This window comes from Mesonia ostreae (genome assembly GCF_031845265.1).
Classification (GTDB): Bacteria; Bacteroidota; Bacteroidia; order Flavobacteriales; family Flavobacteriaceae; genus Mesonia; species Mesonia ostreae.
In genome coordinates, this window is sequence record NZ_JAVRBG010000002.1 from 53,831 (window position 1) to 71,802 (window position 17,972).

General features: G+C 35.8%; 12 protein-coding genes. All 12 read left to right on the forward strand.

Annotated elements, in window-relative coordinates:
• The first annotated feature begins 57 nt into the window (after window positions 1-57).
• The 12 genes from RLT85_RS02255 to RLT85_RS02310 all read left to right on the forward strand — a co-directional run bounded on the left by RLT85_RS02255 (window position 58) and on the right by RLT85_RS02310 (window position 17,943).
• Window positions 58-2,364: an NADP-dependent malic enzyme gene (locus RLT85_RS02255; RefSeq protein ID WP_311400426.1), complete on the forward strand. Its 2,307-nt coding sequence runs from the start codon at window positions 58-60 to the stop codon at window positions 2,362-2,364.
• An 81-nt stretch (window positions 2,365-2,445) separates the two neighbouring features.
• Window positions 2,446-3,027 carry a Holliday junction branch migration protein RuvA gene (ruvA, locus tag RLT85_RS02260; RefSeq protein ID WP_311400427.1) on the forward strand — a complete coding sequence of 194 codons (582 nt, stop codon included), beginning with the start codon at window positions 2,446-2,448 and terminating at the stop codon, window positions 3,025-3,027.
• 6 nt (window positions 3,028-3,033) lie between these two features.
• Window positions 3,034-10,335, forward strand: coding sequence for a T9SS outer membrane translocon Sov/SprA (gene sov / locus RLT85_RS02265; protein ID WP_311400428.1), 7,302 nt, complete (start codon window positions 3,034-3,036; stop codon window positions 10,333-10,335).
• A gap of 27 nt (window positions 10,336-10,362) precedes the next feature.
• Window positions 10,363-10,743, forward strand: coding sequence for a glycine cleavage system protein GcvH (gene gcvH, locus RLT85_RS02270; protein WP_311400429.1), 381 nt, complete (start codon window positions 10,363-10,365; stop codon window positions 10,741-10,743).
• Window positions 10,709-11,125, forward strand: a complete 417-nt coding sequence (locus RLT85_RS02275; RefSeq protein ID WP_311400430.1) for a VanZ family protein — start codon at window positions 10,709-10,711, stop codon at window positions 11,123-11,125. Before gcvH ends, RLT85_RS02275 begins: the two co-directional genes overlap by 35 nt.
• A gap of 52 nt (window positions 11,126-11,177) precedes the next feature.
• Window positions 11,178-11,900, forward strand: coding sequence for an energy transducer TonB (locus tag RLT85_RS02280; RefSeq protein WP_311400431.1), 723 nt, complete (start codon window positions 11,178-11,180; stop codon window positions 11,898-11,900).
• A gap of 116 nt (window positions 11,901-12,016) precedes the next feature.
• Window positions 12,017-12,736 (forward strand): energy transducer TonB, encoded by a 720-nt coding sequence (locus tag RLT85_RS02285; RefSeq protein WP_311400432.1) that lies wholly within the window; start codon window positions 12,017-12,019, stop codon window positions 12,734-12,736.
• Between the two features lie 77 nt (window positions 12,737-12,813).
• Window positions 12,814-14,952, forward strand: a complete 2,139-nt coding sequence (gene remB, locus RLT85_RS02290; protein WP_311400433.1) for a gliding motility outer membrane protein RemB — start codon at window positions 12,814-12,816, stop codon at window positions 14,950-14,952.
• 98 nt (window positions 14,953-15,050) lie between these two features.
• Entirely contained in the window at window positions 15,051-15,953 is a 903-nt protein-coding gene (gene cyoE / locus RLT85_RS02295; RefSeq protein ID WP_311400434.1) for a heme o synthase, read from the forward strand.
• Entirely contained in the window at window positions 15,944-16,525 is a 582-nt protein-coding gene (locus RLT85_RS02300) for a cytochrome c oxidase subunit 3 (protein ID WP_311400435.1), read from the forward strand. Before cyoE ends, RLT85_RS02300 begins: the two co-directional genes overlap by 10 nt.
• Window positions 16,526-16,571: 46 nt before the next feature.
• Window positions 16,572-17,558, forward strand: coding sequence for a cytochrome c oxidase subunit 3 (locus RLT85_RS02305; protein ID WP_311400436.1), 987 nt, complete (start codon window positions 16,572-16,574; stop codon window positions 17,556-17,558).
• Between the two features lie 19 nt (window positions 17,559-17,577).
• Complete coding sequence (locus RLT85_RS02310) at window positions 17,578-17,943, forward strand: cytochrome C oxidase subunit IV family protein (RefSeq protein WP_311400437.1); 366 nt, start codon at window positions 17,578-17,580, stop codon at window positions 17,941-17,943.
• Window positions 17,944-17,972 lie beyond the last annotated feature (29 nt).

A 17,972-nucleotide genomic window follows, 5' to 3' on the forward strand; every position in this document is an offset into this window, starting at 1 on the left:
TTAGCTACCTCGAAAAACAAAGCTTGCTATATTTGTAGGAAAGAAAAAAATAACGAGATGCCCAGCAACGAAAGACAGAGAAGAGAAGCATTAGTATATCACGCTAAGCCAAAACCAGGAAAGATAGAAGTGGTGCCTACCAAAAAATATGCAACCCAAAGAGATTTAGCATTAGCTTACTCCCCAGGAGTGGCTGCACCTTGTTTAGAAATTGAAAAAGATAAGAATAACAGTTATAAGTATACTTCTAAAGGTAATTTAGTGGCGGTAATCTCTAACGGAACAGCCGTTTTAGGATTAGGAGATATAGGTCCTGAAGCCTCTAAGCCCGTAATGGAAGGAAAAGGACTTTTGTTTAAAATTTTTGCTGATATTGATGTATTCGATATTGAGGTAGATACCAAAGATGTAGAAGAATTTATAGCTACAGTAAAACGCATTGCACCTACTTTTGGCGGAATTAACCTAGAAGATATTAAAGCTCCAGAAGCTTTTGAAATAGAGCGTAGGCTTAAAGAAGAGTTAGACATTCCTGTAATGCACGATGACCAACACGGGACCGCAATTATTTCCGCGGCAGCGCTATTAAACGCAGTAGAGCTGGCAGGTAAAAAGATGGAAGAGGTAAAGATTGTGGTAAGTGGAGCCGGTGCTGCTGCAGTATCTTGCTCTAGATTGTATAAATCTTTTGGAGCCAAGGCAGAAAATATGGTCATGATTGATAGTAAGGGTGTTATTAGGAGTGATCGAGAAAATCTAACAGATGAAAAGAGAGAGTTTGCTTCTCATAGAATTATAGATAGCTTAGATGATGCGATGAAAGATGCCGATGTGTTTGTAGGACTTTCTGTTGCAGACATTGTAACGCCAGCGATGTTGCTTAGTATGGCAGATAATCCTATCGTTTTCGCTATGGCCAACCCAGATCCAGAAATCGATTATGACTTGGCGGTAAATACGAGGAAAGATCTTATTATGGCTACAGGAAGAAGCGACCATCCTAACCAAGTAAACAACGTGCTTGGGTTTCCATTTATCTTTAGAGGTGCGTTAGATGTGAGAGCAAGTAAGATCAACGAAGAAATGAAAAAAGCGGCAGTGCGAGCCTTAGCAAATTTAGCTAAACAAGCAGTGCCAGAACAGGTAAATATCGCCTACGGAGAAACCAAACTTAATTTTGGTAGAGAATATATAATCCCCAAACCTTTTGATCCTCGTTTGTTGACAGAAGTGCCTCCAGCGGTAGCGAAAGCAGCAATGGAAAGCGGTGTAGCCAAAGAACCTATTGAAGATTGGCAGCGTTATGAGGATGAATTGTATGAGCGTTTAGGAGGTGATAATAAAATTACGAGATTGCTTCTCAATAGAGCTAAAATGAATCCGAAGCGGGTGGTTTATGCAGAAGCAGATCATTTAGATGTGCTAAAAGCTGCTCAAATAAGTAGAGATGAAGGCGTTTGTAAGCCTATCTTGTTGGGAAGAAGAGAAGTTATTCTTGAATTGATGCAAGAAATTGAATTTGAGAATGGAGATGATATTGTGATTATCGATCCAAAATCTGATGAGCAAAAAGAACAGGTAAACGCTTACGCGGAAAAATACTGGGAAACGAGTCAGCGGAAAGGAGTTACTTTATACGAAGCTCAAAAACTATTAAGAGAGCGTAATTATTTTGCAGCGATGATGGTGAATGAAGGAGATGCAGATGCACTTTTATCTGGTTATTCTAGGGCGTATCCTACCGTGGTAAGACCCATTTTAGATTTAATTGGAATGGCTAAAGGTGTTTCTAGAATTGCAGCCACGAACTTGATGAATACTTCGAGAGGCCCATTATTTATTAGTGATACCTCCATTAACATTAATCCTTCCGCAGGAGATTTAGCACGTATTGCAAAGATGACGAGTTATATTCTTAAAATGTTTGGAATGGAGCCTGTAATGGCCATGATTTCTTACGCCAATTACGGCTCCTCACATCACCCTGAAGCTAGGAAAGTAAAAGATGCTGTAGAAATTCTTCATGCCAAAAGTCCAGAGTTACTGGTGGATGGAGAATTACAAGTAGATTTTGCTTTAAATAAGGAGATGCTACAAAGCAAATTTCCGTTTTCAAAACTGGCAGGAAGAAAAGTGAACGCATTAATTTTTCCTAATTTAGATTCGGCTAATTCTAATTATAAACTCATTAAAGAACTTAATAAGGCAGATTCTATTGGTCCTATTATGATGGGCTTAAAGAAGCCCGCACATATTTTACAATTGGGAGCAAGTGTAGAAGAGATGGTGAATATGACAGCTGTTGCCGTAATCGATGCACAAGAAAAAGATAAAAAAAGGCAAGCCGAATTAAGTATAGAGTAATTTGATTGTTAAACTAAGAGATTAGGGTTTCGCTATCTTAATAAATTTCCTACATTTGAAGTTTTAACGTTTGCTTAACTTATGATAGAATACCTGAAAGGAAAAATGACCCAGAAAAATCCTACAGATGTAACTGTAGAATGCGGAGGAGTTGGGTATTTCTTAAATATATCTTTGCATACTTTTTCTTTATTACCAGAAAATGAGAATATTCTTATCTACACCTATTTACAGGTAAGAGAAGATGCGCATACGCTATTTGGGTTTATGGAAAAATCTGAGCGAGAAATGTTCAAAAAGCTCATTTCTGTATCGGGAATTGGAGCAAGTATCGCGAGAACCATGCTTTCTTCTTTGAGTCCTGCCCAGATTGTAGAAGCCATAACGACAGAAAATGTGCCAGAGATTCAAAGCGTTAAAGGAATTGGAGCAAAAACAGCCCAAAGAGTTATTATAGATTTGAAAGATAAGTTGGGAGAAATTGAAGCTTCGGGGCAAATTTCTACAGTCCAACGCAATAGCCATAAAGATGAAGCGTTATCAGCATTAGAAACACTTGGATATACCAGAAAACAATCTGAAAAATTAGTTTCGAAAATCATTAAAAGTGATGAAAGTGCTTCCGTAGAAACGATAATTAAGCTTGCTTTAAAAAACCTTTAATATAAATTGAAAAATATTTACTCCCACCATAAAGGATATAGAAGTACTTATATACTTATTTTTTTCTTATTGAGCTGTAGCCTAGTGTTCAGTCAAGAAGAAACCTCTCAAGATTCTACAAAAACAGGATATTCTACCGGAAATGTGCAATTGCCAAATCCTAGTAGTATAGAGCAAAAGTATACCTATGATCCTATTCTAGACCGCTATATTTATACCGAAAAAATTGGTCGGGTAAATGTAGAATACCCAATGGTTTTAACTCCAGACGAGTATAGAGACTTGATTTTGCAGTCGCAGATGAAAGATTATTTTAAACAAAAATCGGATGCTATTGCGGGAAGAACTGAAAACGCCGAAGAAGAGCAAAGAAACTTGTTGCCTATTTTCTATGTAAACAATAGCTTTTTTGAGAGCATTTTTGGTGGAAGTGAAATAGAAGTAATTCCTCAAGGATCTGTAGAAGTAGATTTAGGGGTTTTATATACCAAGCAAGATAATCCTGCGCTTTCTCCTCGTAACCGAAGCAGTTTTACCTTCGATTTTAATCAGCGTATTAGCTTGAGTTTGTTGGGAAAAGTGGGAACACGCTTGGAGGTAAACGCAAACTACGATACAGAATCTACGTTTGATTTTCAGAATCAAATTAAATTAGATTACACGCCAGATGAAGATGATATTGTAAGAAAAATTGAAGTGGGTAACGTAAGTATGCCGCTTAATAGTTCTTTAATTCAGGGCGCGCAGAGTTTATTTGGAGTGAAAACGCAGCTTCAGTTTGGAAAAACTACGATTACGGGTGTTTTCTCTGAGCAAAATTCAGAAAGACAAACCACTAATATTCAGGGAGGAGGAGCTGTTCAAGAATTTGAGAAATTTATCTTGGATTATGACGAAAACAGACACTTCTTTTTAGCGCATTATTTTAGAAATCAATATAATAAATCGCTTCAGAATTATCCATTTATCAATAGTAACATTCAGGTAACCCGCGTACAAATCTGGGTAACCAATAGAACAAATTCTACGCAAGCCTTAACCAATGCGAGAAATATTGTAGCTATTCAAGATTTAGGGGAATCAGATCCTGAAAATGTAGGAGTTTTAAACGACCAAAACGGAAACCCTATTAACCCACCAGGATTTGCAAGTTTTTTAAATTCTACACCGGGAGCTTATCCAAGCAACTCGAATAACGACTTTAATCCATTGGGAATTACAGGGCCGCAACAATCTGTGTTAACATCGGCGATTCGTGATGTAGCTACGGTAGATCAAGGTTTTGGTGCTAACTCTGGAGATGTAGATGAAGGAGTAGATTATGCTAAGTTAGAAAATGCTAGACAATTAGAGCCTAATGAATATTCCCTAAATACCCAGTTGGGATATGTTTCTTTAAATCAAAGAATTAGCAATGATGAGGTCTTGGCTGTAGCTTTTCAATATACGGTAAACGGACAAGTGTATCAAGTAGGAGAATTTGCGAACGATGGCGTACAAGCTACTCAAGGCGGAATTAATCCTAACAACAACCCAAACAACCCAAATAATCCAAATAACCCGAATGATCCTAACCAAAATGTGATTGCCATTAATCAAAATTTGGTGGTGAAACTTTTAAAGAGTCCTATCACGAATGTGAATGAACCTATTTGGGATTTGATGATGAAAAATATCTATAGCCTAGATGCTTTTCAATTGGAAAAAGAAGATTTTAGGTTTAATATTTTATATACAGATCCGCAGCCGCTTAACTATATCAATCCGGCGCCAAACTCCTCTACACCATTACCAGAAGATGTAGAAGACGAGAATTTACTAAGTGTTTTTAACTTAGATAATTTAAATCTAAACAATGACCCAGTAGTTGACGGAGATGGTTTCTTTGATTATGTCCCCGGATTAACTATAGATCCCGAAAACGGTCGAATTATTTTTACTTCCGTAGAACCTTTTGGAGAATATTTATTTGAAAAGTTAGATAACAACCCTAACGGCGGAAATGAAGATTATAACGATATCAATACCTATAACGAAAACCAATCTAAATATGTATTTAGAGCGCTTTATAAGACTACAAAAACACAAGCGGAACAGGAGCAAGCCGATAAAAATAAGTTTCAGTTAAAAGGTAGTTATAAATCGAGTGGACAAGACGGGATTCCTATTGGAGCATTTAATGTGCCTCAAGGATCTGTAACGGTAACTGCTGGAGGTCGTGTGTTGCAAGAAGGTGTAGATTATACGGTAGATTATCAATTGGGAAGAGTTAAAATTTTGGATGAAGCTCTTTTGGCTTCAGATACGCCTATCCAAGTTTCTACAGAGAACAATGCTTTATTTGGGCAGCAAACCAAGAGATTTACAGGTATAGATGTTCAGCATCAATTTAGCGAAGACTTTTTAATAGGTGGTACCTATCTTAATTTAAATGAAAGACCGCTTACGCAGAAATCTAATTACAGTTACGAGCCTATCAATAACTCGATGTATGGGTTTAACTTAAATTACTCTACGGAAGTTCCATTTTTTACTAGACTTGTAAATAAACTTCCTAATATAGATACCGATGTAGAATCTAATTTCTCTGTTCGTGGAGAGTTTGCATATCTACAACCAGGTTCTCCAAAAGGAGATGATTTTAACGGAGTTGCTACTTCTTATGTAGATGATTTTGAAGCTTCACAAACTTCCATTTCTGTAATGACGCCTCTTTCTTGGTCATTGTCTAGTGCGCCTATTGGGTTTGGAGGAGAAAAAGCGAATAATGATTTAGCTTCAGGATATAAAAGAGCAAAATTAAATTGGTACACGATAGATCCTATTTTTTATACGAGTCAGCGTCCTAACGGAATCACCGATGCCGATCTTTCTACCTATGCGACTAGAAGAGTTTTTATAGATGAAATTTTCCCGAATACAGATATCGTTCAGGGGCAGACGCAAGCTATTTATACCTTAGATCTTAGTTTTGACCCGAGAGAGCGTGGGGCATATAACTTTAATCCTTCCGCAGCAGGAACGAATACATTACCTAATCCCAACGAGAATTTTGGCGGAATTACACGAGAAATTACCACAACCAACTTTGAACAATCCAATGTAGAATTTATAGAATTTTGGGTGATGGATCCTTTTATCTATCAGGAAAATAATGCCATTAACGAAGGGAAAATTACCTTCAACTTGGGAAGTATTTCTGAAGATGTTTTAAAAGACGGAAGAAAGCAATACGAAAATGGTTTACCTAAAGATGGATCTGCAGGAAGCACCATAGAAACTGCTTTTGGTAGAGTCCCTTCCAATCAATCTTTGGTGTATGCTTTTGATAGTGACGGACAAGAACGCGTGAATCAGGATTTAGGCTTAAACGGTTTAGATGACGCTTTAGAAGCTCAGAAATTCGCCAGTTTTGCTGGTTTAGAAGATCCCGCCAATGATAATTATGAATATTATTTAAGTGCAGAAGGAGATATTCTTAGCAGGTATAAGCGGTACAACGGTTTGCAAGGAAATTCACCTACAGAAGTTGGGCAAAACAACAGAGGGAACACTACCATTCCATCTGTAGAAGATGTAAATAGAGACAACACGATGAATACCATAGACAGTTACTTTGAGTACGAAGTTCCTGTATATAGAGATATGAGTGTGAACAACAACACCAGTTCTATCGCTGGTATTGATAATGATTATATTACCGATGTAAAAACCTTAAATACTACGCTTCAAAACGGAAGCCAGATGGATGTGCGTTGGGTGCAGTTTAAAATTCCGTTAAGAACAGATAGTCAGTATTCCGTAAATGGAATTGCAGATTTACGCTCGGTAAGATTTATGCGCATGTTCCTTTCCGGATTTAGTGATGATGTCGTCTTACGTTTTGGTACGTTAGACTTGGTAAGAGGAGATTATAGAAGGTATAATCAAGCTTTAGTACCTAATGGGAGCGATCCAGAAAACACACCAAATACCACGCTAGAAGTAGCAGCGGTAAGTGAAGAGCAAACTTCAGACTATGTAACTCCGCCAGGAGTGGTAAGAGAAGAGATGGTGAATAACAACCAAACGATTAGAGAAGACGAACAGTCTTTGTCGCTAACAGTTAAAAAACTAGCTCCGCAAGATTCTAGAGCGGTGTATAAGAATTTTCAAATTGATATGCGCCAGTATAAAAATTTAGAAATGTTTTTACACGCAGAGAGTTTACCTTTTCCAGCCCCTACTTTATTGGATGGAGAGCTAACGGCATTTATTAGAATGGGAACAGATTTTTCTGATAACTTTTACCAAATAGAAATTCCGTTAACCACAAGTGATGAGAACTCCATTCAGCCTAGAGCGGTTTGGCCTATAGAAAATGATTTAAATTTACCTTTAGAATTGCTTCAGCAAATAAAATCCTTGGTTATAGGAAACAATGCGTACAATTCTATAGATCTAAATTTCTTTACTTCGGATTTAGTTCCGTCCAATTCGAGCAACGCAGGAGAATTAAGAGTGGGAATTAAAGGAAATCCTAGTTTTGGAAATATTAGAGTCTTGATGCTGGGATTAAAAAATACAGGAACGACCGATGCTTCAGGTAAAGTTTGGTTTAATGAACTCCGTTTATCCGATTTGAAAAATGAAGGTGGCTGGGCAGCCGTCTTAAATATGGATACCAATTTCGCTGATTTTGCCACAGTATCTGCCACCGGAAGAAGAAGTACGGTAGGCTTTGGTTCAATTGAGCAAGGACCAAACCAACGAAGTAGAGAAGATGTAAAACAATACGATGTAGTAGGTAATCTAAATGTTGGGCAATTGCTTCCAAAAAATTGGGGAGTTAAAATTCCATTTACCTACAGTCGTGGAGAAGAATTAATTACCCCGCAATACGATCCCGAATATTTAGATTTAGAACTAGAAACACTCCTCGATAATACCCAAGATGATTCCCGCAGAGATGAACTACAAGAACGAGCAGAAGATTATACGAAAAGACAAAGTGTAAGTGTGATTGGATTGAGAAAAGAGCGAACCAATCCAGATAGAAAGCCTATGCCGTATGATGTAGAAAACTTCTCTTTTTCTGGTACGTATAACCAAGAAGATCATAGAGATTTTGAGATAGAAGATGCTCTAAATCAAAATGTAAATATAGGGGCAACGTATGATTATGCATTTGCACCTTTAGTGATAGAGCCATTTAAAAACATTAAATTTTTAGATAGTAGCGATTATTATAGACCCATAAAAGATTTTAATATCAATCCCTTGCCTTCAAATATTTCAGCAAGTTCTAATATTATAAGACAGTATAATGAGCAACAATACAGAGAGATTAATCTGCCGCCGGGTTCTATTGGATTGCCAACTTTGTACCAAAGAAATTATACGTTTGATTGGCAATATACCATTAACCATAACCTAACAGAATCACTTAGTTTTAACTTTAATAGTTCTAATAACCGAATTGTTAGAAACTACATTAATGAGGAGAATATTCAAGATAATACGGTTGGAGTTTGGGATGATTTCTTTGAGATAGGCGATCCCAACCAACACTACCAGAGTTTCCAATTAAATTATGATTTACCTTTAGATAAAATTCCATTTTTAGAATTTGTAAGAGCGCAATATTCTTATACAGGGAATTTTCAATGGCAAAAAGGTTCAGAAATTTTAAAGGATCTTCCAGGGATTCCAAATATTGGAAATAGTGTTCAAAATTCGAATACGCATCAAATCAATGGAACTTTTGAGATGAATACACTTTACAGGTATTTAGGTTTGGTAAAAAAGAGAGCTACTCGAGCAACAGGAAGAGGACCTCAATTTGGCACCGAAGATGCAAAACCTAATACTGGTAATAAATTAGGTTTCGCTAGAGATAAGAAAGACGCGGCAAAAGATGCAAAAGATGGTGCTGCAACAGAACTTACAGGAGGCGATAAAGCTTTAAATACTGCGATAGGACTAGTTACTTCTTTAAGAAGATTAACTGTGAATTATCAAGAAACCAATGGTATTTATTTACCGGGTTATACCAATGATGTAGGTTTTGCGGGTACTTTAAAGCCTACAGCAGGATTTACTTTTGGAAGTCAGGCAGATGTTAGAGAAAAAGCAGCTTCTAGTGGATGGCTTACTGCTTACCAAGAGTTTAACGAACAATATACAGAAAATGAAACCAGAAATCTTAGCATTCAAGCTAATATAGATTTAGTGCCAGATTTAACTTTAGATCTTACGGCAAATAGATTATATTCTGAAACTTATTCAGAGAATTACCGAGTGAATCAAGAGGACCTTCAGTATAGATCTTTAACCCCTAATGCCTTCGGAAACTTTAATATTTCTACGATTATGATTTCTTCTGCATTCAGCAAAAGTGATAGTCAGGAGTCTGATGCTTTTAATGAGTTTAGAGCAAACAGATTGCAAATTGCTAATCGCTTGGCAACAGAGGCAGGAATTGACTTAACAGATGCTAACAATATAGATCAAGAAACCGGTTATCCTAAAGGCTTCGGTAAAAATAGCCAAGCGGTACTATTACCTTCATTTCTTTCGGCTTATACGACAAGCGATGCGAAAGATGTAAGTTTAGGAACTTTTAGAGATACGCCCTTACCTAACTGGAATTTGAAATATACCGGATTAATGCGTTTGGGTTGGTTTAAAGATAAATTCAAACGTTTTAGTATACAACACGGCTATACATCTATTTATAATGTGAACCAGTTTCAAAGTAATCTAGATTATGATAGAGGTAACCCCTACGGAGAGAGCAATGTAGATCAGTCTGGAGATTATAAGAATCCATTCTTGATTTCTAACATAAACTTGGTAGAACAATTCTCCCCTTTGGTAAAAGTGGATATGGAATTAAAAAATTCTGTAAAGATTTTAGCGGAAATCAAGAAAGATCGACAATTATCTCTTAGTTTTGACAATAACTTGCTTACCGAGATTCAAGGGAATGAATATATTTTAGGTTTAGGGTATCGTTTACGAAATTTAACGATGGCTACTAAAATTGCTGGGCAGCAAAGAATAATACGAAGTGATTTAATCTTTAAGGCAGATTTATCTTACCGAAGAAATGAAACTATTATTAGGTATTTAGATTTTAATAATAGTCAAACTACTTCGGGACAAGATATTTGGGGATTCAATTTTAATGCAGAGTATGCGCTTTCAAAAAACTTAACCGCAATATTTTATTACGACCATAGTTTTTCTGAATACGCTGTTTCTACTGCATTTCCACAAACCACCATAAGATCTGGGTTTACCTTGAGGTATAATTTTGGAAATTAAACAGTAACTTATAAAATAACAATTAAAATGAACATACCAAGCGAATTAAAGTACACTAAAGACCACGAGTGGATTAAGATTGATGGCGATATTGCAACTGTAGGAATTACAGAATTTGCACAAAGCGAATTAGGAGATATCGTATATGTGGAGGTGGAAACCGTAGATGAGACCTTAGAAAGGGAGGAAGTTTTTGGAACAGTAGAAGCGGTAAAAACAGTATCTGATCTTTTCTTACCTCTCTCTGGAGAGATTATTGAGTTTAACGAGTCTTTAGAAGATGAGCCAGAAAATGTAAATACAGACCCATACGGGGATGGTTGGATGGTGAAAATTAAAATGACAGCACCAGAGCAAGTAAAAGACTTAATAGATGCAGAGGCTTATAAAGAACTTATTGGCGCCTAAATTAATTTTAACTATAGCACTGCTGTTTTCTATAGGGATTCTTTACGCTTCTCTAATGCGCACAGACGGACTGCCTAAAGTTAATTTTGATCAAGTTGATAAAGTTTTTCATTTCATAGCTTATTTAGGACTTAGCCTTATATGGTATTTGTATTACATAAGCTGTAACTTGGGAAAGCAGATTCAGAAAAAGCCTTTTTTAATAATTGGTTTGCTAATAGTTGCTTTTGGCATTCTTATTGAAGTTTTACAAGATGTTGCTACGAGTTATAGAACTATAGATCGTCTTGATGTATTGGCAAATTCATTAGGAGTTTTAAGCGCTTATATTCTAGTAATAATGTTAAGATTGAGAATCCAAAACTTTAAAACTAAAGAATAACTTAGATTTTTTGTAAAAAATAATTACATTAGCAATTCGATAAAATTTAATTATGGAACCAAAGAAAAACCCAAAAAAAGATCTAGGAAGGAAAAGCGTGCTTTTTTTTCAACTGGGTCTTATTTTAATGCTTTTTATTACTTGGCGTGCTATTGAGTGGAAAACCTACGATAAAGAGGACATAGATCAAGGAGTAGTTCAGTTTGATCAACTCGATGAAGAAGATATGCCTATTACGCAAATCAAAACTCCACCACCACCACCACCGCCACCACCGCCAGCTCCCGAAGTTATTGAGGTTGTTGAGGATGATGTAGAAATCGAAGAAGAAATTATCGAATCTACGGAGGTAATGGATGAGCCAGAAATTGTGGAAGTTGCTGAGGTAGAAGAAGCGCCAGAAGAGGTAATTGAAGATGTTCCTTTTACAGCGATTGAAGATGTACCTTTATTTCCTGGTTGTGAAAAATTTACAACCAATAATGAGCGTAAGAAATGTATGAGTGACAAGATTAAAGATTTTGTCAACAGTAAATTTAATACCGATTTAGGGTCAGAACTAGGTCTTACTGGTGTAAACAGAGTTTATGTTCGTTTTAAAATTGATAAAAACGGAAAAATTACAGGAGTTCAAGCAAGAGCGCCGCACCCAAGACTTCAGAAAGAAGCAGAGCGTGTAGTGAATATGCTACCTAATATGACTCCAGGTAAGCAAAGAGGAAAAGCAGTGGGAGTACTTTATTCATTGCCAATTATTTTTCAAGTCCAAGATTAAGAAGAATAATATTATATTTCAAAAGCCTTTAATGTAAAGATTAAAGGCTTTTTTTATTGCTCATTAGTTTTGGCAGCATTGTTGATTCTGCACTTGTAGAACTAAAACAATATGTTATGAGAAAGAATAAGCCTACCCGCAAAAGCAGTGTCGTTTATTTTCAGATGGGTTTAATTGCAGCCTTATTGATAGCGATATTTCTGATAGAAAATAAAACGGAAATTGAAATTTTAAATCCTGAGACCGCTAGTTTTAAGGAATTAGAATCAGAAAAACCTTTTGTTTTTAGTATGCCTAACAAGCAACCAGAAAAAACTGTAGTTACTAAAGAAAAGAAACCTACCAAAAAACTGCCCGTAAAACCTAGTAAAGACCCTGTAGAGACTTCTAAGCCTAAAAATCCTGTAGCACCAATAAACCCAGAAAAAAAAGAATTAGGTAAAATGGGTCTCCAAAAACCTGCAGAAAAGCAAATAGAAGAATTCAGCTTTAGAGTTGTAGAGATGGCTCCTGTTTTTCCTGGTTGTGAAGTATATGAGACTCAGGAAGAAATTAGAGCTTGTTTTTCATCTCAAATTGGTCAATCGATTAAAAATAAGTTTGATGGGGATTTGGCTGCAAAGCTTCATTTAAGCGGTGAGCAAAGGATATACGTAAATTTCACAGTGAATGAATTGGGTATTGTAGAGAACATTAAAACAAGATCTGTAAGCGAAGCCTTAGCAGAGGAGGCTAAAAGAGTAGTGAATTTATTACCTAAAATGAAGCCCGCGCAACAACAAGGCAAGAAGGTGTCTGTGAGTTATAGTTTGCCTATTATTTTTGATATTCATTAATTGTATAAGATTTCAAAACGGTATGCTATATGTTTTAGCGTTTTAAAAATACTTTTGCGTATATTTCGGCCAAATTTATGACCAATATTATGCGTATCTTATTTGTTCTTTTTATAAGCCTTATTGTATGTAATTCCGCGAAAGCGCAAATTTTAATTTCCGATGTGGAGCAGTATCCATTATTTGAAGAATGTGAAGAGGTTGCCGTAAGGCAGCAGGAGAGCTGCTTTAAATTAAGCTTAAATACTTTTATAAAATCTAAGTTTGAAATGCCAGAGAGTTTGGCAAAAGAAAATTTTGCGGGTAATGTGACCGTTTTGTTTGAAGTGACCAAAGAAGGCATGTTTAAAGTTCTTTACATTGATGCGATTAGTGAAGAATTGAAAACAGAAATGCAACGCGTTTTTGAAGAACTTCCTGTAGTGAAGCCGGCAACTTATAACGGTAAACCTGCATATATTCAGTTTAGATATCCTATTTATGTGCCATTTTCGGGTGAAAATAAAATCAACATAGATCCCAATAATGCTATAGCCCAAAACGAAGTTAAGAACACAAAGAAGCGAGCAGATACGGTAGAGTCTTCGGAATATGAAGATTTGGAGGCGGAATATGAAAAGTATGAGTACAGGGAATTTGAAAGCAATATTAATATTCCTTTTTCTCACGAAGTTTACAGTCGGTTTGATTTTGAATTAAACAGAGTAGGGACTAATGCGCACACGAGTGTAAAACCATTTTTATATGGAACGGTAAATAAATATTATGACTTTAAAGCCCAGAATGATTCCTTAAAGTTGAAGGGCGACTCATGGTTGTTTCGTAAATTTTTTAATGAACGCCTCATTAGATTGCAAGGGAAAGATTATTGGTTTAATGCAGATGTAGCAGCCGATTTGCAAGTAGGAAAAGATTTTGATGCCGATTTTAAAAACACCTATAATAATACGAGGGCAGCAGTTATTCAAGGAGGAATTGGTAAAAACCTTAATTTTTATGCTGCAGTCTATGAAAGTCAAGGTAGGTTTGCGGGTTATTTTAATAACTATGCAGAATCTATTAAGCCAGATGGAGGAAATCCAGCTGTAATTCCAGGAAGAGGAATTGCAAAAAGTTTTAAAGAAGATTCTTACGATTATCCTACCGCCGAGGGGTATATTTCTTATTCGCCTAATACAACATTTAACTTTCAGTTTGGTCACGGCAAAAACTTCATAGGAGATGGTTACCGTAGCTTGTTAATGAGTGATGTCGCTAGTCCGTATCCGTATTTTAAGGTGAGTACTAGCTTTTGGAAACTAAAATACACCAATACTTGGATGTCTTTACGAGATATACGCCCAGAAGTGACTGAAAGTGGATCTTTTAGAACCAAATATATGGCAACGCATTATTTAAGTTATAATATTACCAAGCGTCTTAATATTGGTTTGTTTGAATCTGTTTTATGGGAAAATGACAATGACCGCGGATTTGATATAAATTACCTTAACCCCATCATCTTTTATCGTGCAATCGAGTTTTCTACGGGTTCTCGTGGAGGGAATGCGCTTATTGGCTTAGCTTACAAATACAAAATCTCTAATCAACTAAACACTTATGGGCAATTGATGATTGATGAGTTTTCTTCTAAAGATATCATTGGAGGAGATAACAGCTATAAAAACAAAATTGGTTATCAACTGGGTTTAAAATATTTTAATGCCTTTAACGTAGATAATTTATATCTGCAAATGGAATATAATAGAGTGAGGCCTTATACTTATTCTCACAATTCGGTGACTTTAAATTATGGGCATAACAATCAATCTATGGCGCATATTAGAGGTGCTAACTTTAGCGAAGCTATTTTTATTGCTAGATATCGCTTAAAAAGATGGTATGGGCAGGCTAAATTTATGTTTGGTGCAAAAGGTTACGAATTAACTAACGATAAAGATCCTTATTATGGAGGGGATATCTATGGTACAGAATATGATCGGGAGACAGATTTAGGGAATGAAATCTATCAAGGAAATAAAGTTGATTTTACCTATGGGGAATTTGAGCTAGGTTACTTGGTGAACCCTGCAACAAATTTGAAAGTGTATGCCAGTATTATACAGCGAAATCTTTCGCCTACCATAAAAGATACAGAGCTTAATCTCGTCGAAAACAGCACTTGGTTGAATTTTGGATTAAGGACAGACTTGTTTAATTGGTATTATGACTTTTAGGTTATTTCACAATTGCCGCTTAAAAACATTTAACAATAAAAGGGACTTGTTAGAAGGGTTTTAAACAGTATCTTTGCACTCCAAAACAACCTGTTTTTTTGAGTAAGACCATCACAAATAATCAGACGATAGATCTTGTTTCAGATTTCAAAGAAATCACGAAGATGCGCTTAGCAGTAAGTGTAGTCTTTTCTTCGGTAGCAGGATACTTTTTGGGTGCTGAAATTATCGACTTTGTTGAGGTTTTATTGTTAGCGATAGGAGGATATATGATGGTGGGAGCTTCTAATGCATTCAATCAAATCATTGAAAGAGATTTGGATGTATTGATGAATAGAACCAAAAACAGACCTATTCCATCTGGAAGAATGTCTGTGAATAAAGCGTTATTTATTGGTTCTACATTGGCAGGATTAGGTTTGGCTATCTTATATTATATCAATCCTATAACGTCGATGTTTGGCGCGATATCCATTTTTCTTTATGTAAGTGTTTATACGCCATTAAAGACTAGAACTCCACTTTCTGTCTTTGTTGGAGCGTTTCCGGGAGCTATTCCTTTTATGTTAGGATGGGTGGCTGCAACAGGAAGTTTTAGTATTGAAGCAGGAACCTTATTTATGATACAGTTTTTTTGGCAATTTCCTCACTTTTGGGCATTGGGATGGTGGTTGTATGACGACTATAAGCGAGGCGGTTTTTTTATGCTTCCAACAGGAAAAAGAGATAAGGGTACAGCCATTCAAATCATATTATACACGATTTGGACCATTGCGGTATCTTTAATCCCCATTTTTGGTGTCACAGGAAGACTTTATTTAACTCCAGTTTCAGGAGTGTTGATATTAATTTTAGGATTAGGAATGCTTTACTATGCCTACAAATTATTTCAAAATCGAGATGAAATTTCAGCAAAAAAATTAATGTTTGCTAGTGTTTCATACATTACGGTATTACAAATCATTTATGTATTAGATAAATATATACGAATATGGATTTAACCCAAGGAACGGAAAAAGAAAAGATTGCAAGATCAAAAAAGATGATGCTTTGGTTTGGGATCATTAGCATGGGAATGATGTTTGCCGGCTTAACGAGTGCTTACGTAGTAAGTAAAAATAGACCAGACTGGCTCAAAGACTTTGAGCTGCCTAATGTTTTTATTTATAGTACCGCACTTATTTTGATAAGTAGTATCACTTTTCATTTAGCCAAGAAGTCTATTAGAAAAAATGCTACTATGAAGGCATCTGGTTTGTTGTGGATTACTTTAGCTTTAGGCTTGGGATTTATTTACCTTCAGTTTGAAGGTTTTAATCAAATTTTACAAAACGGATACTATTTTACAGGAAGCGCTAGCACTATAACCACTTCATTTATTTATTTGGTAGTGCTTGCTCACCTAGCGCATATATTTGCAGGTGTCATTGTATTGTTAGTGGTAATTTATAATAATTCTAAACAGCGGTATAAAAGCGGTCAAATGCTTGGTATAGAACTGGGTGCAACATTTTGGCACTTCATAGATGTCCTGTGGATATATCTGTTTTTATTTTTATATTTCTTTAGATAAGAAAATTAACTATTTTTGCTAAATATTTTAACATTAATTTCTCTTTATGGAAGCTACTGTTGCAAGAACAGGAACCGAAGGTAAGACTTGGGGCGGAGGCTCAAAATCTCCTTTAAAATCAAGTTATGGAAAGTTGATGATGTGGTTTTTTATCACTTCTGATGCATTAACATTTTCCGGCTTTTTAGCGGCTTACGGTTTTTCTAGATTTAAGTTTTTAGATTCTTGGCCAATCGCCGACGAGGTTTTTAATCACTTTCCCTTTTTACACGGAGTAGATGCTCCCATGTATTATGTGGCCTTGATGACCTTTATCTTAATTTTCTCCTCTGTAACTATGGTACTGGCAGTAGATGCTGGCCACCATATGAAGAAAGGGAAAGTAACCATTTATATGTTTCTTACCGTTATTGGAGGAGTGATATTCTTAGGTTCCCAAGCCTGGGAGTGGAAGAACTTTATAAAAGGTACTTATGGAGCAGTAGAAACTTCAGGAGGACAAATTCTACAATTTGTAAATACAGACGGCGAGCGCGTAGCTTTAAAAGATATAGCTGTAGATTTAGATGAAGATAGGGTTTCTCATGAGCGTAAAAACGGTCTTTGGTATACTACAGATGAAAAAAACTTAACTACATATTCCATTAACGAGATAAAGGAAGGTTTTAAAGCCAAGAATAATATTTTAGTTAGAACCTTGGAGAATGATGAAAATGGAGCAAAAGTAGTTCTGTCTAGAGAAAAATCTCTAGTCTATATGAATGATAGAGCTGTAAATGTTGTAGAAGGAGCAAACCTAACGCATAACGAATATGGTCCGCCATTATTTGCAGATTTCTTTTTCTTCATTACAGGTTTCCACGGGTTTCACGTAAGTATTGGAGTTTTATTAAATATCATTATATTTTTTAATGTGATTCTTGGAACTTACGAAAGAAGAGGTAGTTATGAAATGGTAGAAAAAGTTGGACTTTACTGGCACTTTGTAGATTTAGTTTGGGTATTTGTATTTACATTCTTCTACCTAGTTTAATAAAATAAAGAATAAAAAAATGGCACACGAAGCAACGCATCAAGACGACGGTTCTGCTGCAAAAAGAATTTGGTTAGTTTTTGCAATATTATCGGCGGTTACTATAGTAGAAGTAGTTTTAGGAATTCTAAAACCAGATTTTTTAGTGAAGACAACTTTTATTTATATGTCTTTATTAAACTGGATTTTCATTGTCTTAACCTTGTATAAAGCATATTTAATTACTTGGGCTTTTATGCATATGGAGCATGAGAGTAAAGGCTTAAGAAGAGCTGTAGTTTGGACGGGAGTATTTTTAATTTCCTACCTCCTCTTTATCTTATTAACCGAAGGAGACTACGTATATGAAGTCTATCAAAATGGGCAGATGACTTGGGACTTCTAAAAGTTATAATAAAATAAAAGACGGTTATT

Coding starts and splice junctions, on each gene's coding strand:
- RLT85_RS02310 (WP_311400437.1), top strand. CDS start 17,578: ATGGCACACGAAGCAACGCATCAAGACGACGGTTCTGCTGCAAAAAGA.
- ruvA (WP_311400427.1), top strand. CDS start 2,446: ATGATAGAATACCTGAAAGGAAAAATGACCCAGAAAAATCCTACAGAT.
- RLT85_RS02275 (WP_311400430.1), top strand. CDS start 10,709: ATGCAGAGGCTTATAAAGAACTTATTGGCGCCTAAATTAATTTTAACT.
- RLT85_RS02255 (WP_311400426.1), top strand. CDS start 58: ATGCCCAGCAACGAAAGACAGAGAAGAGAAGCATTAGTATATCACGCT.
- RLT85_RS02305 (WP_311400436.1), top strand. CDS start 16,572: ATGGAAGCTACTGTTGCAAGAACAGGAACCGAAGGTAAGACTTGGGGC.
- gcvH (WP_311400429.1), top strand. CDS start 10,363: ATGAACATACCAAGCGAATTAAAGTACACTAAAGACCACGAGTGGATT.
- RLT85_RS02280 (WP_311400431.1), top strand. CDS start 11,178: ATGGAACCAAAGAAAAACCCAAAAAAAGATCTAGGAAGGAAAAGCGTG.
- remB (WP_311400433.1), top strand. CDS start 12,814: ATGACCAATATTATGCGTATCTTATTTGTTCTTTTTATAAGCCTTATT.
- RLT85_RS02285 (WP_311400432.1), top strand. CDS start 12,017: ATGAGAAAGAATAAGCCTACCCGCAAAAGCAGTGTCGTTTATTTTCAG.
- RLT85_RS02300 (WP_311400435.1), top strand. CDS start 15,944: ATGGATTTAACCCAAGGAACGGAAAAAGAAAAGATTGCAAGATCAAAA.